Annotated in this window: 11 protein-coding genes, 1 tRNA gene, 3 rRNA genes, 1 pseudogene and 1 other annotated feature; of the genes and pseudogenes, 6 read left to right on the top strand and 10 right to left on the bottom strand. The window is 44.8% G+C overall.

The annotated features are described in order from the left end of the window. Positions 1-26: 26 nt before the first annotated feature. The 7 genes from rrf to rluD all read right to left on the bottom strand — a co-directional run bounded on the left by rrf (position 27) and on the right by rluD (position 10,272). Positions 27-142 (bottom strand): 5S ribosomal RNA (gene rrf, locus L0992_02845). A gap of 129 nt (positions 143-271) precedes the next feature. Further along, a 23S ribosomal RNA gene (locus L0992_02840) occupies positions 272-3,163 on the bottom strand. A 317-nt stretch (positions 3,164-3,480) separates the two neighbouring features. After that, a tRNA-Ala gene (locus L0992_02835) sits at positions 3,481-3,556 on the bottom strand. A 77-nt stretch (positions 3,557-3,633) separates the two neighbouring features. Further along, positions 3,634-5,188 (bottom strand): 16S ribosomal RNA (locus tag L0992_02830). The 16S, 23S and 5S rRNA genes sit together here with 1 tRNA gene alongside, the layout of an rRNA operon. Positions 5,189-5,838: 650 nt before the next feature. Continuing rightward, positions 5,839-8,412, bottom strand: coding sequence for an ATP-dependent chaperone ClpB (gene clpB, locus L0992_02825; GenBank protein XGB67659.1), 2,574 nt, complete (start codon positions 8,410-8,412; stop codon positions 5,839-5,841). A gap of 142 nt (positions 8,413-8,554) precedes the next feature. Continuing rightward, positions 8,555-9,295: a peptidoglycan editing factor PgeF gene (pgeF, locus tag L0992_02820; protein XGB67658.1), complete on the bottom strand. Its 741-nt coding sequence runs from the start codon at positions 9,293-9,295 to the stop codon at positions 8,555-8,557. A 2-nt stretch (positions 9,296-9,297) separates the two neighbouring features. After that, a complete protein-coding gene (gene rluD, locus L0992_02815) occupies positions 9,298-10,272 on the bottom strand; it encodes a 23S rRNA pseudouridine(1911/1915/1917) synthase RluD (protein ID XGB67657.1) in 975 nt (324 codons plus the stop codon). Between the two features lie 137 nt (positions 10,273-10,409). Here rluD and bamD point away from each other — a divergent pair, with 137 nt between their 5' ends. The 4 genes from bamD to pheA all read left to right on the top strand — a co-directional run bounded on the left by bamD (position 10,410) and on the right by pheA (position 14,867). Further along, positions 10,410-11,138, top strand: coding sequence for an outer membrane protein assembly factor BamD (bamD, locus tag L0992_02810; GenBank protein ID XGB67656.1), 729 nt, complete (start codon positions 10,410-10,412; stop codon positions 11,136-11,138). Between the two features lie 236 nt (positions 11,139-11,374). Beyond that, on the top strand, positions 11,375-12,703 hold the full coding sequence (locus L0992_02805; GenBank protein ID XGB68675.1) for a lytic transglycosylase F: 1,329 nt from the start codon (positions 11,375-11,377) through the stop codon (positions 12,701-12,703). Positions 12,704-13,111: 408 nt separating this feature from the next. Then, complete coding sequence (gene raiA / locus L0992_02800) at positions 13,112-13,447, top strand: ribosome-associated translation inhibitor RaiA (GenBank protein ID XGB67655.1); 336 nt, start codon at positions 13,112-13,114, stop codon at positions 13,445-13,447. A gap of 110 nt (positions 13,448-13,557) precedes the next feature. Then, positions 13,558-13,679 (top strand) — a sequence feature (Phe leader region). A 12-nt stretch (positions 13,680-13,691) separates the two neighbouring features. Then, a complete protein-coding gene (gene pheA / locus L0992_02795) occupies positions 13,692-14,867 on the top strand; it encodes a prephenate dehydratase (protein XGB67654.1) in 1,176 nt (391 codons plus the stop codon). A 251-nt stretch (positions 14,868-15,118) separates the two neighbouring features. Here the strand turns inward: pheA and tnpA are convergent, their stop codons facing one another. Further along, positions 15,119-15,556: an IS200/IS605 family transposase gene (gene tnpA / locus L0992_02790; protein XGB68674.1), complete on the bottom strand. Its 438-nt coding sequence runs from the start codon at positions 15,554-15,556 to the stop codon at positions 15,119-15,121. A gap of 266 nt (positions 15,557-15,822) precedes the next feature. Between tnpA and L0992_02785 the strand changes: the two are divergent. Beyond that, a pseudogene (locus L0992_02785) lies at positions 15,823-18,232 on the top strand (EAL domain-containing protein). Next, positions 18,180-18,701 (top strand): inosine/xanthosine triphosphatase, encoded by a 522-nt coding sequence (gene yjjX, locus L0992_02780; GenBank protein ID XGB67653.1) that lies wholly within the window; start codon positions 18,180-18,182, stop codon positions 18,699-18,701. Before L0992_02785 ends, yjjX begins: the two are co-directional and overlap by 53 nt. A gap of 121 nt (positions 18,702-18,822) precedes the next feature. On the opposite strand, the gene trpR is transcribed toward yjjX, so the two are convergent. Continuing rightward, a complete protein-coding gene (gene trpR, locus L0992_02775) occupies positions 18,823-19,116 on the bottom strand; it encodes a trp operon repressor (protein XGB67652.1) in 294 nt (97 codons plus the stop codon). 173 nt (positions 19,117-19,289) lie between these two features. Next, on the bottom strand, positions 19,290-21,239 hold the full coding sequence (sltY, locus tag L0992_02770; protein XGB67651.1) for a murein transglycosylase: 1,950 nt from the start codon (positions 21,237-21,239) through the stop codon (positions 19,290-19,292). Positions 21,240-21,344 lie beyond the last annotated feature (105 nt).

Genomic DNA, 21,344 nt, shown 5'->3' with positions numbered 1-21,344 from the left:
CGCTGACAAGTCGTTCATAATTTAAAGCGTGGCGATGTCCTACTCTCACATGGGGAAGCCCCACACTACCATCGGCGCTATTGTGTTTCACTTCTGAGTTCGGCATGGAATCAGGTGGGTCCACAATGCTATGGTCGCCAAGCAAATTTTGCTTTTACTTTCAGTTTTTTAAAAACTGAAGGCAAAATAATCTGGAAAACTGTATTTAAAAGTGTCTCTTCAAACTCATTCAAGGTCTGTCTTTGAGTCCACAAAACCCCTTGGGTGTTGTATGGTTAAGCCTCACGGGCAATTAGTACAGGTTAGCTCAATGCCTCGCAGCACTTACACACCCTGCCTATCAACGTTCTAGTCTTGAACAACCCTTAAGGACGCTTATAGCGTCAGGGAAAACTCATCTCAGGGCTCGCTTCCCGCTTAGATGCTTTCAGCGGTTATCGATTCCGAACTTAGCTACCGGGCAATGCCATTGGCATGACAACCCGAACACCAGAGGTTCGTCCACTCCGGTCCTCTCGTACTAGGAGCAGCCCCCTTCAATTTTCCAACGCCCACGGCAGATAGGGACCGAACTGTCTCACGACGTTCTAAACCCAGCTCGCGTACCACTTTAAATGGCGAACAGCCATACCCTTGGGACCGACTTCAGCCCCAGGATGTGATGAGCCGACATCGAGGTGCCAAACACCGCCGTCGATATGAACTCTTGGGCGGTATCAGCCTGTTATCCCCGGAGTACCTTTTATCCGTTGAGCGATGGCCCTTCCATTCAGAACCACCGGATCACTATGACCTGCTTTCGCACCTGCTCGAATTGTCATTCTCGCAGTCAAGCGGGCTTATGCCATTGCACTAACCACACGATGTCCAACCGTGTTTAGCCCACCTTCGTGCTCCTCCGTTACTCTTTGGGAGGAGACCGCCCCAGTCAAACTACCCACCAGGCACTGTCCGTAATCCCGATTCAGGGACCAACGTTAGAACATCAAAACTACAAGGGTGGTATTTCAAGGACGACTCCACCACATCTAGCGACGCGGTTTCATAGTCTCCCACCTATCCTACACATGTAGGTTCAATGTTCAGTGCCAAGCTGTAGTAAAGGTTCACGGGGTCTTTCCGTCTAGCCGCGGGTACACTGCATCTTCACAGCGATTTCAATTTCACTGAGTCTCGGGTGGAGACAGCGTGGCCATCATTACGCCATTCGTGCAGGTCGGAACTTACCCGACAAGGAATTTCGCTACCTTAGGACCGTTATAGTTACGGCCGCCGTTTACCGGGGCTTCGATCAAGAGCTTCGACCGAAGTCTAACCCCATCAATTAACCTTCCGGCACCGGGCAGGCGTCACACCGTATACGTCATCTTACGATTTTGCACAGTGCTGTGTTTTTAATAAACAGTTGCAGCCACCTGGTATCTGCGACTCTCGTCTGCTCCATCCGCAAGGGACTTCACTGATAAGAGCGTACCTTCTCCCGAAGTTACGGTACCATTTTGCCTAGTTCCTTCACCCGAGTTCTCTCAAGCGCCTTGGTATTCTCTACCCGACCACCTGTGTCGGTTTGGGGTACGATTCCTTACAATCTGAAGCTTAGAGGCTTTTCCTGGAAGCATGGCATCAATGACTTCACTACCGTAGTAGCTCGACATCGTATCTCAGCGTTAAGAAAGTCCGGATTTACCTAAACTTTCCGCCTACATACTTGAACCTGGACAACCGTCGCCAGGCCCACCTAGCCTTCTCCGTCCCCCCATCGCAATTGTAAGAAGTACGGGAATATTAACCCGTTTCCCATCGACTACGCCTTTCGGCCTCGCCTTAGGAGTCGACTTACCCTGCCCCGATTAACGTTGGACAGGAACCCTTGGTCTTCCGGCGAGGGAGTTTTTCACTCCCTTTATCGTTACTCATGTCAGCATTCGCACTTCTGATACCTCCAGCAGCCCTTACAGACCACCTTCAACGGCTTACAGAACGCTCCCCTACCCCACGCACCCTAAGGTACGTAGCCGCAGCTTCGGTGTATAGCTTAGCCCCGTTACATCTTCCGCGCAGGCCGACTCGACCAGTGAGCTATTACGCTTTCTTTAAATGATGGCTGCTTCTAAGCCAACATCCTGGCTGTCTGAGCCTTCCCACATCGTTTCCCACTTAGCTATACTTTGGGACCTTAGCTGGCGGTCTGGGTTGTTTCCCTCTCCACGACGGACGTTAGCACCCGCCGTGTGTCTCCCGGATAGTACTTACTGGTATTCGGAGTTTGCAAAGGGTTGGTAAGTCGGGATGACCCCCTAGCCTTAACAGTGCTCTACCCCCAGTAGTATTCGTCCGAGGCGCTACCTAAATAGCTTTCGGGGAGAACCAGCTATCTCCAGGTTTGATTGGCCTTTCACCCCTAGCCACAAGTCATCCGCTAATTTTTCAACATTAGTCGGTTCGGTCCTCCAGTTGATGTTACTCAACCTTCAACCTGCCCATGGCTAGATCACCTGGTTTCGGGTCTAATCCTAGCAACTGTACGCCCAGTTAAGACTCGGTTTCCCTACGGCTCCCCTAAACGGTTAACCTTGCTACTAAAATTAAGTCGCTGACCCATTATACAAAAGGTACGCAGTCACACCACGAAGGTGCTCCTACTGCTTGTACGTACACGGTTTCAGGTTCTATTTCACTCCCCTCACAGGGGTTCTTTTCGCCTTTCCCTCACGGTACTGGTTCACTATCGGTCAGTCAGTAGTATTTAGCCTTGGAGGATGGTCCCCCCATATTCAGACAGGATATCACGTGTCCCGCCCTACTCGTTTTCACTGATGATGAGATGTCGATTACGGGGCTATCACCCTTTATTGCGGCACTTTCCAGAGCCTTCATCTGTCTCATTAAAAGCTTAAGGGCTAATCCAATTTCGCTCGCCGCTACTTTCGGAATCTCGGTTGATTTCTCTTCCTCGGGGTACTTAGATGTTTCAGTTCCCCCGGTTTGCCTCCTGTTGCTATGTATTCACAACAGGATACTTACTTATGTAAGTGGGTTTCCCCATTCAGGAATCCCAGACTTAAAGGTTATTACTACCTAATCTGGGCTTATCGCAAGTTATTACGCCTTTCATCGCCTCTGACTGCCAAGGCATCCACCGTGTACGCTTAGTCACTTAACCATACAACCCGAAAGGGTCTTAGTGTATGGCAACTAACCAAGGTTTTGGTTGCCATTAAGAAGGGTTAATTCTCAATGACTGTTTGCCGGACTCAATTGTGAATCAAACTAGGTTTGATTCGAATACAAGACACTTGAATGTGTTTGTTGTGTTTATACCGTTCTTATTAAATAAGAGCATATAAACATTGAGAACTTTTAAATTTGATTGAATTACTCGTAAGTAATCAATCAGTCAGCTTTCCAAATTGTTAAAGAGCTAGATATTTCAAAAGAAATAACCATTTTTAAAGATTCTTAAGGAAGAACACTTAAAGATGGTGGAGCTATGCGGGATCGAACCGCAGACCTCCTCGCTGCCAGCGAGGCGCTCTCCCAGCTGAGCTATAGCCCCATCTGGAAAAGTATTTCCTACTCTTAACTGTTTAAACATATCAATCTGTGTGGACACTTATCGTGAATATCTTCGTATAAGGAGGTGATCCAGCCCCAGGTTCCCCTAGGGCTACCTTGTTACGACTTCACCCCAGTCATGAACCACAAAGTGGTGAGCGTCCTCCCCGAAAGGTTAAACTACCCACTTCTTTTGCAGCCCACTCCCATGGTGTGACGGGCGGTGTGTACAAGGCCCGGGAACGTATTCACCGTAGCATTCTGATCTACGATTACTAGCGATTCCGACTTCATGGAGTCGAGTTGCAGACTCCAATCCGGACTACGACGCACTTTTTGGGATTCGCTCACTATCGCTAGCTTGCTGCCCTCTGTATGCGCCATTGTAGCACGTGTGTAGCCCTACTCGTAAGGGCCATGATGACTTGACGTCGTCCCCACCTTCCTCCGGTTTATCACCGGCAGTCTCCCTGGAGTTCCCGACATTACTCGCTGGCAAACAAGGATAAGGGTTGCGCTCGTTGCGGGACTTAACCCAACATTTCACAACACGAGCTGACGACAGCCATGCAGCACCTGTCTCAGAGCTCCCGAAGGCACACCTGCGTCTCCGCTGGCTTCTCTGGATGTCAAGAGTAGGTAAGGTTCTTCGCGTTGCATCGAATTAAACCACATGCTCCACCGCTTGTGCGGGCCCCCGTCAATTCATTTGAGTTTTAATCTTGCGACCGTACTCCCCAGGCGGTCTACTTAACGCGTTAGCTCCGAAAGCCACGGCTCAAGGCCACAACCTCCAAGTAGACATCGTTTACGGCGTGGACTACCAGGGTATCTAATCCTGTTTGCTCCCCACGCTTTCGCATCTGAGTGTCAGTATCTGTCCAGGGGGCCGCCTTCGCCACTGGTATTCCTTCAGATCTCTACGCATTTCACCGCTACACCTGAAATTCTACCCCCCTCTACAGTACTCTAGTTCACCAGTTTCAAATGCAGTTCCGAGGTTGAGCCCCGGGCTTTCACATCTGACTTAATGAACCACCTGCATGCGCTTTACGCCCAGTAATTCCGATTAACGCTCGCACCCTCCGTATTACCGCGGCTGCTGGCACGGAGTTAGCCGGTGCTTCTTCTGTTGCTAACGTCAAGAGATAGCGCTATTAACACTACCCCCTTCCTCACAACTGAAAGTACTTTACAACCCGAAGGCCTTCTTCATACACGCGGCATGGCTGCATCAGGCTTTCGCCCATTGTGCAATATTCCCCACTGCTGCCTCCCGTAGGAGTCTGGACCGTGTCTCAGTTCCAGTGTGGCTGATCATCCTCTCAGACCAGCTAGGGATCGTCGCCTTGGTGAGCCATTACCTCACCAACTAGCTAATCCCACCTAGGCATATCTTGACGCGAGAGGCCCGAAGGTCCCCCTCTTTGGCCCGTAGGCGTTATGCGGTATTAGCCATCGTTTCCAATGGTTATCCCCCACATCAAGGCAATTTCCTAGGCATTACTCACCCGTCCGCCGCTCGACGCCCATTAACGCACCCGAAGGATTGTTAGTGTCGTTTCCGCTCGACTTGCATGTGTTAGGCCTGCCGCCAGCGTTCAATCTGAGCCATGATCAAACTCTTCAATTTAAAGTTTTGATTACCTAAATTAATAGGTGTGACTCAACGAATACTGACTTCAAAACTAATATTCATTGCTCTTTCGAAAAAGATTGATGAACATGTAATTCTAAAGCTATTACCCCTCTCTTCTTAAATAAATAGGAACAGAATGGTAATGAATTGACTGTGCCGAATAATTTCTTTCTACAAGAGAAAGTAGTTAAACGTATTGGTCACTCAGTTCATTGAAATCATTGTGTTACCGAAGTAACTGTTTTATCCAAAGGATAAAACGTTTTGATATTCATCAACGAGTGCCCACACAGATTGATAGGTTTAAATTGTTAAAGAGCTTTACTTCTTGAGCGTTCCTTTCAGCAAGGAGCCTCTCGAAGTGGACGGCCATTCTAGCGAATTGGGTTCCAGTGTCAAACACTTTTTCCAGCTAATTTTTCAAAGCATCTTAAATGCTTAGTTCCGTCTTGTTACTCAGTTCAAACCGCTTGGTTATCCTTGGCAACGGAGGCGCATTATAGAGAGAATAATCCTTTGTACAAGGCCAAAAACAAAAAAAAGCCGCCACTGGCGACTGTTCGAACACTATTCACACAAAGCGTTCAAAATAGGTACGATTACGCCTTGATTTCAGCTAATCGTACCTACCGTTCGTGCTTTAATTATTGGTGAGCAATAATTCTGTCGTTATTTACTAATAGTTGTACTTTTTTCTCTGGGTTTATTTTTCCAGCCAGTATCGCTTTCGCTAGCGGGTTCTCCACACTCTGTTGAATCGCTCTTTTCAACGGTCGTGCACCATATACCGGGTCGAAGCCAACTTGAGAAATCAGCTTAAGCGCTTTTTCCGACACTTCAAGTTCATAACCATTATCTTCCATACGCTTTTTAAGATGCTCAAGCTGGATAGAAGCAATAGATTGAATGTGTTCTTGGCCTAATGGGTGGAACACAACACTTTCATCAACACGGTTTAAAAACTCAGGACGGAAATGCTTACCAACGACTTCCATCACCTCATTCTTTATCCCTTGATAGTCGAGTGTGTTGAAGTTCTCTTGGATTCTCGAAGAACCAAGGTTAGATGTCATGATAACTACCGTATTTCTAAAGTCGACCGTGCGACCTTGCCCATCGGTTAAGCGACCGTCATCAAGAACCTGCAACAAGATATTGAAAACATCTGGATGCGCTTTCTCTACTTCATCCAACAAAATTACTGAATAAGGCTTGCGACGTACAGCTTCTGTTAAGTAACCACCTTCTTCATACCCCACATAACCTGGAGGCGCGCCAACCAAACGAGCGACTGAATGCTTCTCCATGAATTCAGACATGTCGATACGAACCATCGCATCATCACTATCAAACATAAAGTTGGCGAGTGTTTTACATAGTTCGGTTTTACCTACCCCAGTCGGGCCAAGAAATAGGAAGGAGCCAATCGGCTTATTCGGATCAGACAAACCTGCACGGCTACGACGAATCGCATTTGAAACCACTTCCACCGCTTCAGCTTGACCGATGACACGTTTATGCAGAACGCCTTCCATTTTAAGAAGCTTCTCTTTCTCCGCTTCTAACATTTTAGAAACTGGGATACCCGTTTGCTTTGACAAGACATCTGCAATTTCTGCGTCGGTAACCTTATTACGTAATAAGGTCATTTCTTGCATTTCAGCTTGAGTCGCGAGATCTAACTGCTTCTCTAGTTCAGGGATGCGGCCGTATTGCAATTCAGACATTCGATTAAGATCACCAGCACGTCTTGCAAAATCCATATCCATACGAGCTTGTTCTAACTCTGACTTGATATGTTGCGTGCCAGACAATGCCGCTTTCTCTGCATTCCAAACTTCTTCAAGCTCTGCAAAATCTCTTTCTTTATCAGAAAGCTCAGCTTGCAATGTACGAAGACGTTTTTCACTGGCTTCGTCATTTTCGTTGGTCAGAGCTTGCTGCTCGATCTTCAATTGAATGATCTTGCGTTCAAGCTTATCCAGAGATTCCGGTTTTGAATCGATCTGCATACGGATACTTGAAGCCGCTTCATCAATCAGGTCAATCGCCTTATCCGGTAATTGACGATCAGAAACGTATCGATGAGATAACGTTGCCGCTGCCACAATTGCAGGGTCAGTAATTTCAACGTGATGGTGAAGTTCGTAGCGCTCTTTCAGGCCACGAAGGATTGCTACCGTGTCTTCAACCGTTGGCTCATCGACCAGTACTTTCTGGAATCGACGCTCTAACGCAGGGTCTTTCTCTATATATTGGCGATACTCATCGAGGGTCGTAGCGCCTACACAGTGTAACTCACCGCGAGCCAATGCTGGTTTCAGCATATTACCTGCATCCATAGAGCCTTCACCTTTACCGGCACCGACCATGGTGTGAATTTCATCGATAAAGAGAATGATATTGCCTTCTTCTTTAGACAATTCATTAAGAACCGATTTCAAGCGTTCTTCAAATTCACCACGATATTTAGCGCCCGCAACTAAAGAGCCCATATCCAACGAGAGCACACGTCGGCCTCTTAAACCTTCTGGTACTTCATTATTGATAATGCGTTGAGCCAAACCTTCAACAATTGCGGTTTTGCCAACACCAGGTTCGCCAATAATTACAGGGTTGTTTTTGGTACGACGCTGAAGTACTTGGATGGTGCGACGAATCTCATCATCTCGGCCAATCACAGGATCGAGTTTGCCTTGCTCTGCTCTTTCAGTCAGATCAATGGTGAACTTCTCTAATGCTTGGCGTCTGTCTTCGGCATTTGGGTCATCGACCTTCTGACCACCGCGAACTTGCTCAATAGCTTGAGATAATTTCTGTTCAGTAAGACCAAGCTCTTTAAGCAAGTTACCTAAAGGACCTTTGTCTTCAATTGCAGCAAGTAGGAAAACTTCTGAAGATATGTAACTGTCTTGGCGCTTTTGCGCGACCTTATCACATAGGTTGAATAACGTGCCCATTGCATTCGATAGCTGAACATCACCACCGATACCGCTAACTTTTGGTACACGATCTAATATTTCGCTTAGCTTTGAACGCAATTGAACCACATCAATATTCAACATGGTCAGCAATGGGCGAATTGCACTGCCATCTTGATTAAGCAAAGACACCATTAGGTGTACAGGTTCTATATATTGGTGATCACGACCTAATGCGAGCGACTGAGCATCAGATATCGCAATTTGGAATTTACTAGTGAATCGATCGAGACGCATGCCAACCTTCCTACTCTTAGATATGTTTATCTTATGGTTAGAAGATGGATACGGTAACGCAGATTTTCAAGGGATAAAAATGAAGAATAGAGCTTATCTAAAAATATAAATGAGCCGGATGAGTAGTTGCACTAGTTAGAGATTACTCTAACCAAATAAAAGTAGCCTGACGCCCTGTAATGCCATCACGACGATAAGAATAGAAAGCGTCTGAATCTGCGAATGTACATAGGTTAGAGTCAGTCACTTGTGACACGCCCACTTTCGCAAGTCTTTGTGTTGCTAGTTGAGACATATTCGCTAGCCATTTTCCTGGTTCAGCTTTGGCTTGAAATGCTAATTGAGCTTGAGGGGCAAAATTAACAAAGGCTTCAAACACATCATCACCAACCTCAAACGCATCTTTACCAATAGCAGGACCAAGCCAGGCCATAATTTGGTTATCTGAATCGAGGTTTGAAAATTTTGCTACTGCATTCTCAAGAATACCACTAGCAAGACCACGCCAACCTGCATGAACAGCTGCGACTTGAGTACCTTTGGTATCAGTAAGAATGACTGGCAAACAATCAGCTGTCATTGCAGAACAGACAACACCCGTGGTCGTGGTAAATGCACCATCAGCATCGAGAATATCCGTCGTTGGTTCTAAAACCGTAACAACATCCGTTGAGTGAGTTTGGTTTAACCAGACTGGTGAAGTGGGCATGTTCGCTTGTTGCTTAAGCCATGCTCGGTTTTTTTCAACAAGCGAAGCATCATCCCCAACATGCGTACCTAGGTTTAATCCTTGATACGCACCCGTTGAAAAGCCCTCGAAACGTGTCGAAGCAAATGCCTTCACGTTTTTAGGCGCATTCCAGTTAGGGATGATCATTGACATGATTAAATGTCGTCTTCTAGATTTTCGCGTGCATCAACACGTAACGCTTCAGCCATCACAACCATGTCATTTGGTACTGGTGCGTGGAATTCAACTTCTTCACCTGTAATTGGGTGAACAAATTTAAGCATAACCGCGTGTAGTGCTTGACGGTCAAAAGAACGAATCATTGTCGTTAGTTCTTCAGATGCACCTTTTGGAATGCGTGCACGACCACCGTACGCCACATCACCTAGCAGCGGGTGCTGAAGGTATGACATGTGAACACGGATTTGGTGAGTACGACCTGTTTCTAGACGCAGACGAATACGCGTATGTTCGCGGAAGTGCTCAGCAACACGGTAATGAGTTACCGCAGGCTTACCTACTTCATTTACCGCCATTAACGTACGCTTAGTTGCGTGACGGCTAATGCCTTTTTCTACCACACCACCAGCAGTCATTTTACCGATAGCAATCGCTTCGTATTCACGAGTAATGCGACGCTTAGCCAATGCACGTACAAGACGAGTTTGAGCTGGAACCGTTTTAGCCACAACCATAAGACCAGTTGTGTCTTTATCAAGACGGTGCACAATACCTGCACGAGGTACTTCAGCAATTTGTGGGTAGTGGTGCAGTAACGCGTTTAGCACGGTTCCATCCGGCGTACCTGCTCCAGGGTGAACAACAAAGTCGCGAGGCTTGTTGATAACCAATAAGTCGTCATCTTCGTAGACAATGTCTAGAGGAATGTCTTGTGCTTCCCAGCGCTCTTCATCTGCAAGTTCAGCTTGCAAGATGATCTCCTCACCGCCCATAACCTTAACGCGCGGCTTAGTTATAACTTCGCCATCCACTTGGATTTTGCCGTCAAGAAGCCACTCTTTAATACGAGAGCGAGAAAAATCGGTAAATAGTTCAGCGACAGCTTGGTCTAAACGTTGACCTAACTGGCTGCTTTTTACTGTGTCTGTTAATGTGATCTGCTGAGCCATATCGAACTTTTTTAAAAACCGTGAGACTAATACCCATTAGTATGGATAAAATAGAATAATTGCATCATTGTATCTGTTACTGGTTAGAAAGTAACGGAAGCTTACGAAATATTTAATTCAAGGAATCGACGCCTGACATGAAACACCTTACTTTATCGGGTCTATTAGCCGTATCACTCTTGGTTGGTTGTTCAAGTAGTGAAGAGATAGTGCCAGATGTACCACCATCGGTTCTCTACTCTGACGCTCAAGAATCACTGCAGAGCGGTAGCTGGCTTTCTGCAATCGAAAAGCTAGAAGCCCTAGACTCTCGTTACCCATTCGGCGCCTATTCTGAGCAAGTACAGCTCGATCTGATTTACGCTTACTACAAAAATGATGACTTGGCACTTGGCCTTGCGACCATTTCACGATTCCTGCGTTTAAACCCAACTCATGAGAAACAAGACTGGGTTCTTTACATGCGCGGCCTGACGCACATGGCACAAGATCGAAACTTCATGCACGATATTTTTAATATCGACCGTAGCGACCGAGATCCTGAGCCTGTTAAACTCGCTTTTGCTGACTTCAAGCGACTACTTGAGCGTTTTCCGGCAAGTCCATACGCGGAAGATGCACAAAAACGCATGTTCGCACTAAAGAACCGCCTAGCGGAATACGACTTAGCAACAGCAGATTTCTACCTACGCCGTGAAGCTTGGATTGCTGCAGTAAACAGAACTCAGGAACTGCAAAAGACTTACCCTGACACAATCGCAGCGCGTAAATCTTTGAAAATACAGCTCGAAGCCTACAAACAACTTGGCCTAGAAGATGCAGTTTCAAGAACAGAAAAGTTGATTGAGTTAAACCCACTCCCTTAATCAACCATTTACATATCAACCGAAAAAGCGCGCTAATTAACTAGCGCGCTTTTTTTTCAACCGCATTTCGCAAACTTGATGAATCGCACAATACACGGTATCTTCAATAAATAACTGTTAACAAAACATCAACATGGAGTGTGGATGTGAGTAGGTTGTTATTACTTATCGGGATCGTGCTATTTAGCCAATTTTCCCACGCATTAGAGCTGTCCCCATTGAGCAATAAGCCTTATATGGGCGACTTAGATGTACTCAAAACCAAAGGAACGGTTAGAGTGCTGGTTTCTGCTGATCTTGGCTTCTACTACATAGAAGATGGAAAACCAAAAGGCATAGTGGCAGAAATGCTCTACCACTTTGAGAAAAGTCTTCGCAAGAAACACCCTTACCTCAACGTTCAAATCATACCAGTGCAGCGAGATGATCTGCTTCCCTCTTTACAGTCTGGTTATGGTGATGTCGCCGTAGCTAACCTGACGATCACCGATAAACGATTAGAAAGCATCGATTTCTCAGATCCTATGATTAAAGATGGTAAAGAACTCATTATCACCGGGAAGAAATCAGCACCTATCACTGAAATCAAGCAATTAAGCGGTAAGGAAGTTTGGATACGCGCGAGCTCTAGCTACTTCGAGAGTGTGCAAAGGGTGAATAAAGAGCTCAACGAATTAGGTTTACCACCGCTTCATGTCCACTTTATCGAAGAATCACTACAAGACTATGAGCTAATAGAGCTGGTTAACCAAGGCTACATACAAGGCACAATTCTCGATAGCCATAAAGCTAAGCTATGGATCGATGTAATGGAAAACATTCAGGTTCATAACGACTTACCCTTGCGTGAGAATGGCCGTATTGCGTGGGCTCTGAGAAAAGATAGCCCAATCCTCAAAGCAGAGATCAATAAATACGTTAAGAAAGCCCGTACTGGTACCTTGTTAGGGAACGTGATTTATCAGAAGTACATCGACAATACCCGCTGGTTAGGGCGAGCCCTTAACCCAAATAAAGTAGACAGAGTCGCTAAATTGGCGGATGTCTTTGAGAAGTACTCCAGCAAATATGAATTTGACCCTTTAATGATGTCGGCGCAGGGCTTTCAAGAGTCAGGGCTTGATCAGAGCCAAGTCTCTCACCGTGGTGCCATTGGTGTAATGCAGGTATTGCCTAGCACAGCTCGAGATAAAAACGTCAACATCAAGAACATCCATAAAGTAGACAACAATATCCACGCGGGCGTGAAATACATGCGCTTTATCAAGGACCGCTATTTTAGTGACGTGGCGATTTCCCCAGACAACCAGATCTACTTCACCTTGGCCGCTTACAATGCAGGTCCAGCCAAAATCAGGAAGATGAGGCAACTGGCCAAAAAACAAGGCTATAACCCCAACATCTGGTTCAAGAATGTCGAAATCATCACTCGTAAATATGTCAGTAAAGAGCCTGTAACCTATGTTGCTAATATCAACCGTTACTTTGTTATCTACAAACAGCTCGCAGCGATTAATGCGACTCGAGAAAACGGAACTGCGAGATTACTGCAAACCAACGATTAACTGTAATTGACACTATTAGCCATAACAACAAGCGCTTGAGAACGGACTAAAAACACAAAAGCCGCATAAGAAAACTTATGCGGCTTTTGCTTATAAAATTCGTAGAGGTCTTGAGTGTGACTCCGATCACGAATGCGTATTGAGTGAATTTTCATCAAGCACTTTCAATAAGCTGTAAGACGCCCCTAAAAACCGTTTTAATTTTTAGCGAAGCCTTGCCTCCAAGTTATCGTTTTTCATAGGGATAACAAGCATTTTTCGACAAAAAGATACCAAGACTTGCGTGAGATCACATTTGATTTTAATGCTCTTCCTACCCAATCAAAACAAGATCTAGATCACATTCTTTATTCCTAAAAGTCGTAATCTGAAGTTAACCCATGAGGGATACAACAGAGGAAAACTTCTATGAAAATGAACATCACTGGTAAAAACATCGACATTACCTCTGCAATCCGTGATCACATAGAAAGCAAATTTAAGAAGCTGGATAAATGGCAAGTAGACATCATTGGCTGCCAAGCGAGCTTTAGTGAAGAACCAAACAAAAAGAAGAAATTTGAAGCGGTACTAACCGTACCAAAAGGCCAACTTGTTGCTTCATCAATCCATGACGACCTCTACGTTGCCATTAACGAAGTAGAACAAAAACTAGAGCGTCAACTCAACAAGCTGCGTCATAAACCAGAAGCGCGCCGCGCTGAAAAGCCTGAAATCGAAGAGCTAGAAGCTGAAGTGGAATAAGGAAATATAACAGATTAAAAAATAGCGCCTCAGGGCGCTATTTTTTTGCTTGACGCTCGTAGCTCGCTTGCTTATTGTGTTTAAACATTCATAAAATAATCACTTTTTATGCACACTCAATCTTTGTTTATTTTTGACTTCTTTTTTCTTCCGTAAATCGGAGGCTAAGTCGTTTTAGAAAAACAAGTCAAAAACGAACAAGAAGCCTCCCACACTAGGGAGGCTTTTTTATAAGGACACATTTATGACTGACCGCTCAATTTCACTGGATGATATCCGCCTTCGTCTTAATGACTTAGACGACGAACTACTGAACCTACTTTCAGAGCGTCGCAAGCTAAGTATCGAAGTTGCGAAAAGCAAGGTAGAAACATCAAAGCCAGTTCGTGATGCAGTAAGAGAACAACAACTATTAGTAAAGCTGATCAACAACGGCAAAGATAAATACGAACTTGATGCGCAGTACATTACTAAGCTGTTTCACACCATCATCGAAGATTCTGTTTTACTGCAACAGTCATACTTACAAAACCTAGCGAATCCGCAAAGCCGCAAGCCATTGGCTCGTGTAGCATTCTTAGGTTCTAAGGGATCTTATTCTCACCTTGCGAGTCGTGAATACTTCAGCCGCAAGAATATGGAATTGATTGAGCTAAACTGTAATCACTTCAAGGAAGTAGCCTCGACAGTAGAATCAGGCCATGCCGACTACGGTGTTCTGCCTATTGAGAACACCAGCTCTGGTTCGATTAACGAAGTCTACGACCTACTGCAACACACCACGCTTTACATCGTTGGTGAGCTTTCTCAACCAATCGAACACTGCCTAGTGGCGAAAAGTGATATCCGTTTAGAAGACATCAAAACACTTTACTCGCATCCACAACCACATCAGCAGTGCAGTGAGTTCTTGAGCCGCCTCAAAGGTGTGACTCTTGAATCTTGCGCAAGCACAGCCGACGCAATGAAAAAAGTTAAAGATCTGGACGGTGATGATGTTGCTGCGATTGGTAATGCATCTAGCGGCAAGCTTTACGGACTTCAGCCAATTCAAGGCAACATTGCGAACCAAACAGAAAACCACACACGTTTCATCGTAGTAGCTCGTAAACCTGTTGAAGTGTCGACTCAGATCCCTGCGAAAACGACACTGATCATGTCGACTTCTCAAGAGGCGGGTTCTTTGGTTGAGACACTACTTATTCTGCAACGCTTGGGCATCAATATGACTAAACTAGAGTCTCGCCCTATCATGGGTAACCCTTGGGAAGAGATGTTTTATGTGGATCTAGAAGCTCACCTAGATTCAGATAATATGCAGCAAGCAATCACTGAATTAACAGCGATTACTCGTCACCTGAAGGTTCTGGGCTGCTACCCAAGTGAGAACATCAAAGCCACTCAAGTTAAGTTGTCATAGCTTTGAACTAGTCTGAATTTTAGCTTCGCGAGCATTTGGCCTACAGTAGGCCAAATGCTTTATTCACTAGCTAGTAAATACAATTCGAACCAAAAACAGTTAACCTAACACGCCTTAGACACAATTTATTTGTTTCGCAGACCCTGCATATCAACCGACCACTATCGTTTTGTACCTTTCTATAAAAAAATATCCACCTTCTTAGAAGGCGGTTTTGCTTTATAACCCCCTAAAAGGGGGCGTCCGCGCTATCAGTTCTTCAATAACTGTAATTGTTGTTCATACTCTATGTCCTGCTTATCTTGGTGTCGTACATATCGCCGAATGACTTCTTCATTCACACCGACCGTATCTACAAAATACCCTCTAGCCCAAAAGTGATTTCCCCATAATTTCTTACGTATATGTGGGAATCTATTGAAAAGTCGAATTGCTGTTCGGCCTTTTAAAACTCCTAACAAACTCGATACTGATAACTTGGGAGGAATAATGACAACAAGATGAACATGATCTGGTTGAACGTTTAATTCTAAAACTTCGCAGTCTTTCATATTGCACAAAATATAGATTGAACGATAAAGCTCCTTTCCTACCTTATCTTTCAAAATCTTATATCTGTACTTTGGAGTCCAAACTATATGGTATTTGCAACGCCAATAGACATGTGATGAACTTCTGTAATCGCCCATGTGGTTGTTTCCTCTTACTTGTGGTGAATAAGAGGTTACTTCTAACATGGGCACTTCTTCAGGCTATAGCCTCAAGGAACAATCACCACCGCCCTAGGCGGTGGTTTTGAGGAGCCAATAAAACTCACTAGTGGCTTTTTTATCAATTAAGACAAAACCTTACTCTCTTCACAGGAAATCACCGAACATCGTCTAAAAAATAGCGGGCTCCTGCCAAGTAACATAAACTGACGCGCTAAAATTTATAAACAATGTTATGAATAGCCATGAAGCTAAGTACGAAAATATTACTTCTGATTGCCCCTGTAATACTGATCAGTACGGCGACTTCTAGCTATATCATCTACTCCACGCAAAAAAGCAGCTTCATCAAACGTGAAGACAATGCACTGCAGTTAAGCATGGAAAAGCTAGCTGGTTACTTTCGTCAGTCTCGATCTTTCCTAAACAGTTATTCTTATACCCTCACCAAAAGTGACATGGTTAAGAACTACTTTATGGTTGATGATAATCCCAACCGTGAGCTTGAACTGATTGATAACCTTCACGAGACGATTCAGCTTCTGCAAGATGGCGACGACAGTTTTACAGGACTTGCCCTACTCGATGGCGATCGAACCCTCAGCTATTACGCTGAAAATCGCAGTGATCCTTTCGCAAAGATGGATCCCAAAGTGTTGGAATTCATCGACCATCAATATCAAGAAACCTTATCTACCTCGAGCACCAACTACATACAAAACTCCCAAGGCGAAGGGATGCTGGTTCACTATGAAGTACTTGATAAAAAAACGGTTTCGACACCCATAAGCTATCAACTCAACAATGTATTTTTTGTGGTAGTGTCAGTCTCACTCGATAAGTTTAATTCACTGCGGAAACAGATAGAGTTCGACTACCAAACCAGTTTGTTCTTCACCCCAACACCTGTCACTTTAGGGCATGAATTAACCCAAACCGTAAAGCTTGCACCAGAGCTTTACGCCACACTCGATCCCGCACAGTTCTTGTTAGACAACAAACTCAAATCTATCTGGAATGAACTCAGCCTGTCTTTTGCTTTATCTGCATTTGTTTCGGTTACCTTGCTACTGATTCTTCTGTCTCGTTGTGTAATAAGCCCAATCACACGTTTAGACAGACAACTTCAGCAAGTCGAGAAGAAACAGAGAAAGAACATTGAACGTTTGGGGACGAATGATGAGTTAGGCCGCTTATCACAACGTTTTTACGATATGTACCAAGAGTTGGATAACACCTATCAACAGACAAAGGTGTTAGCAGAAAACGACCAACTGACCAAGATCGCCAATCGACGTCAATTCCAGTCATTCGTTGAACAATCTCTGCCTAAACCGAATTCAAATACCTATACCTGGGTGCTTTATCTCGACTTAGATAACTTCAAATTTGTAAACGACAAATATGGCCATCAGATCGGTGACTCAATACTGGTGTCCTTCGCGCAGCGCATCACGGACATTTGTGCTCTTTATCAAGATAAGTACTGTGCTCACTGCATGCCTGCACGCTTGTCTGGTGATGAATTTGTTGTGTATATCAATGCGCCCGCTCATTCGGGTAACGTGGCACATGACTTCTCTGAAAAACTATTAGAGCCGCTGCAAAAAGGGTTTATTACCGAATCTGGTAGCTTTCCGATCACCGTCAGCATTGGGATCGCAACCTACCCTAACGATGGGTACTCGATCGAGAAGTTGTTATCGAATGCTGATACTGCGATGTATCAAGCAAAGCGAGCTGGCAAAAATCAGTTTGCGGATTACTCGTTAGACTTAGACAAAACAATTCAACGCCAAGCTAGCATCGAGCAAGCGTTAAGAGAGAAGAACTTTGATGAAGAGTTTAAGCTTGTTTACATGCCTTATATGGACTCTAGTGGCAGCGAGGTTATTGGCGTAGAGGTACTGCTGCGTTGGGAATCAAGTCATCTTGGATTGGTTCCGCCGAATGAGTTTATTCCGATAGCCGAACAAACCGGTTTATTTGAGCTTGTCGATCGCTGGGTGATTAAGAATGCATTCGCCTCATTTCATCAACTGCAGGCTCAATTTGATCACTCCATTCAACTATCAATCAACTTGTCTTCAGCTGGGATAGAAACCACGCACCTCGCTGAATTTATTGACCAACATGCTGGGATTCAAAACATTCCACCAAGTTTGATTGATTTTGAGATCACCGAGACTTTCTATTCAAACTCACAAGGCTTCCCGCTGCTCAACGAACTCTCTCGAATGGGCTACCGATTAGCAATTGATGATTTTGGTTCGGGTTACACCTCTATCACCCAGTTGGTTGAATATCCAACCCAGAAAATTAAATTGGATAAAGGCTTTTTAGAAACCTTGATCGAGACGGACAATCAGAACATAGTTAAACCCGTGATAGAGCTGTGTCATGCACAGGGCAAAGCCGTTACGGCTGAAGGCATCGAAACCAAAGAGATGCACAAATGGTTACAAGACGCCCAGTGCGACATGCTACAAGGTTATTACTTTGGTAAACCTATGCCACTGCAAGATCTCAACAAATGGTATCGAGCGCATCAACTTCGCTTTAATCAGCTTCAATTTAATCAACAACAAGAAGAACCCAATACATGAAGAACGTCATCATTGCTTCGCTAAACCCTGCAAAAATAAACGCTGTTAAAAGCGCGTTTCAGTCAGCTTTTCCAGGTACCGATTTTGAGTTCACTGGCGTCAGTGTGCCAAGTGGCGTAGCAGATCAACCGATGAGCAATGATGAAACCTATCAAGGTGCAGTGAACCGCGTGCATAACGCTACTCAAGCGCAACCCAATGCTGACTTTTATGTTGGTCTAGAAGCAGGAATCGAAAGAAACGTCACCTTTGCATGGATGGTGATTGAATCTAACGGACAACGAGGCGAGTCGCGTTCAGCAAGCCTGATGCTGCCACCAGCCGTACTTGAAAAGCTAGAGCATGCAAACGAGCTGGGAGATGTAATGGATGAAGTGTTTGGTACTGACAATATCAAACAGAAAGGCGGTGCGATTGGCTTACTGACACATAACCAACTGTCTCGCAGCTCGGTGTATCACCAAGCTTTAATCTTAGCGCTGATCCCATTTGTGAATCCTGAGCACTTTCCTATTTAGTGTGTAGCTAGAGCTCAAGAGCACATGAAGTGAATGAGCTGAAATGAATGCTCACAAACAAAAAAACGCTAACAATCAGTTAGCGTTTTTTTATCGAATTCTTACTCTCACAACTTAGTGACTATTTGAGCAGCAGATCCGCAATCACGGCTTTCTCTTGTTCCGATTTTGCTTTTAGCTCATTCGAGCCTCGAGTAATTGTCGCTACACCTACTCCTAGCATTTGGCTTACCTGTCTTTGAGACATCTCGCCTTTCATCAGCTCACAAAAGATATTAATTCGAGCAACCAGAGCATCTCGCTCATCGGGTGTCATCATCATAGTCAACAACAGTTCGTGCTGATCTTTTTCGACAGCCGTCTTTACCAAATCCATTAGTTGTTGCCAATTATCATATTCAGGTTGTGATGCCATATCTCTACACTTACTTTTAAATTCAGACTTTAAAGAGTCGCTTAACGATTGAAAGCGTTTAACACTTTATACCGCAACACTTGCTGCAATCCAATGTAAAAAGGCAGTAAGTGGAAATGGTTCGCACTCACTGCCTTTAATATTTACTCAGTTTCGGACAAAGCGCCGAGACCTTAGTATTTCGTTTTTGCCTCATGAGGCGCTAAAAACGTGCCCTTCTCGCCTAAGATATCTCGATAGTAAGTCTCAAACATCAAGATGTTCTGAACATAGCCACGCGTCTCTTTGAATGGAATCATTTCAATAAAGGCATACGCATCAAGCTTTTCGTCACTGCGTGAACGCCACTGCTTCACACGACTTGGCCCTGCGTTGTATGCAGCAAAAGCAAAAATACGGTTGTTGTCGTATTGAGAAAGCAAGCCATCGAGATAGTGACTCCCAATTTCTATGTTCTTACCGACATCATAAAGATCATCGCTGCCCTTATACTTAATCTGATGCTTGTTAGCCGTGTATTGAGCCGTCTTCGGCATAATTTGCATGATGCCACGCGCGCCAACAGGAGATCGAGCTTCCGAATCCATCGCACTCTCTTGTCTTGCTAAAGACATCAAGGTGATTGGGTCGATATCGTGCTTTTCAGCATAGAAGTTAAACCACCACTTATGAGCAACAGGGAAACGTAATGCAATGTTGTCCCACATCTTCGCTGAGATACTCGCGGTCACCGTAAAGTGATTCCAACGCTGTGTTGCAGCGTGAGCCGCAAGCATCGCCTTCTCGTCTTTGTCTGCATTAGTTAATAACCAACGCCACTCACTCTTAGCAGCCGCAATTTTATCTCGGTCAATCAGTTCACCAATACGAACTAATGAAGTGTCGAACGGCTTCACCATTTCAGCATTGTATTTGAGAGTCGATGTTGGGTATTGAACCGGCTTACCTAATTGCTTCGCTGCGGCAACGCTGTAGAAATTACGTTGCCCCAAGATATCAGACAGTCGCTTGTTACCTTCCGCGGTATCACCTAACGCAATCGCTGCTCTGCCCTGCCAATATTGCCAGCGAAGCGAAGCTTGATGCTTATCATCCAAGCGCGCTATCCACTGCTTTAGACCAGTCCAATCGGCATGTTGAATCGCTAAACGAGCACGTCGCTCAAGCAACACTTGCTTTGATGAGCTCGCGAGCATTTTGTCTCGCCACTCCATCAACTCTTCAGAATCGGTGTTAATCAAACGAAACGTTAAGTAATCAGCAAGCTCTTGGGATTTCTCTTTCGAAAACTTCTGAGCCTTGATGACATCATCAAACACCTCTTGAGCACTGCTTGATGATTTTCTTGCCAACTTCTCGAAACCAAACTCGGTTTGAGCTTGATAGAATTCATTAGCAGGATGTTTCTTAGCAAATGCGAGCACGTTTTCAGGCTTGTTGTACAACGCCTTCATCTGCTTAGCTTGAGCAATTGACTCATCATGATCCAATTGCTTGATCAGGTAGTTCATCAGCTTGCCATTACGGCCTTCAAACGCTAATAACATTCTATCTAGGATGAGTTCATCCGTTCTTAAACCGGCTTGGTCCCAGCTTTTAAACAGAGGGTCACAGGCATCATCAACACCACTGCCGCTCAACCAAAGCTGTTTCGCTCCTTTGAAAGCAAGCTCTTTGTTACCTTGCTCGTAATGCGCTCGATAATAGATACATTGGTATTTTTCACCGACAGGCTCTTTGGTTTGAAACTCAAGGATGGTCTTCCACTGCTTTTGAGAAGCCAATGAGTCCAAATAAGGTGCGCGCATTCGATTAGAAAATGGCAGTGCCTTGTTCTCTTCAATGAAAGCATCGACCTCAGCAGGCTTGCGATCACCTAAGCCAATTAGAAACGCTCGATAATCGGTGTAAGGTGTTAAAGGGTATGTTTGAATTTTGTTACGCAGCGCGGAGTAAGCTTTTAGATCACGGTTGTCTAAAACCTCTTGCGCTCTATCATAAACATCACGCTGCATTTCAAGCTCGGAGGCGTTGCTAGCCATAGCCATCGGAGCCAGTGAAAATGAAGACAAAATTGCTGATGCAGCCACAGCAATTTTCGTATTACCAATGCGGAAAAACATGCGCTCTTTCCTTAGTGCGTGTATGAATACGTGAAGTCTATTTACGCCCGACATCACATCAAATGTAAAGAGTTTGAGTGTAAATATTATTAATATTTAACACTT

Source organism: Vibrio pomeroyi, assembly GCA_041879425.1.
In the GTDB taxonomy this organism is placed as follows: Bacteria; Pseudomonadota; Gammaproteobacteria; order Enterobacterales; family Vibrionaceae; genus Vibrio; species Vibrio pomeroyi_A.
Note: the sequence above shows the minus strand (reverse complement) of the source record. Positions and strands in the feature narration are given on the sequence as shown.

Excerpts from the sequence above, each read along its gene's own strand:
- trpR (XGB67652.1), bottom strand. The coding sequence starts at position 19,116 with ATGGCATCACAACCTGAATATGATAATTGGCAACAACTAATGGATTTG.
- pgeF (XGB67658.1), bottom strand. The coding sequence starts at position 9,295 with ATGTCAATGATCATCCCTAACTGGAATGCGCCTAAAAACGTGAAGGCA.
- clpB (XGB67659.1), bottom strand. The coding sequence starts at position 8,412 with ATGCGTCTCGATCGATTCACTAGTAAATTCCAAATTGCGATATCTGAT.
- yjjX (XGB67653.1), top strand. The coding sequence starts at position 18,180 with ATGAAGAACGTCATCATTGCTTCGCTAAACCCTGCAAAAATAAACGCT.
- pheA (XGB67654.1), top strand. The coding sequence starts at position 13,692 with ATGACTGACCGCTCAATTTCACTGGATGATATCCGCCTTCGTCTTAAT.
- sltY (XGB67651.1), bottom strand. The coding sequence starts at position 21,239 with ATGTTTTTCCGCATTGGTAATACGAAAATTGCTGTGGCTGCATCAGCA.
- bamD (XGB67656.1), top strand. The coding sequence starts at position 10,410 with ATGAAACACCTTACTTTATCGGGTCTATTAGCCGTATCACTCTTGGTT.
- tnpA (XGB68674.1), bottom strand. The coding sequence starts at position 15,556 with ATGGGCGATTACAGAAGTTCATCACATGTCTATTGGCGTTGCAAATAC.
- rluD (XGB67657.1), bottom strand. The coding sequence starts at position 10,272 with ATGGCTCAGCAGATCACATTAACAGACACAGTAAAAAGCAGCCAGTTA.
- L0992_02805 (XGB68675.1), top strand. The coding sequence starts at position 11,375 with ATGGGCGACTTAGATGTACTCAAAACCAAAGGAACGGTTAGAGTGCTG.
- raiA (XGB67655.1), top strand. The coding sequence starts at position 13,112 with ATGAAAATGAACATCACTGGTAAAAACATCGACATTACCTCTGCAATC.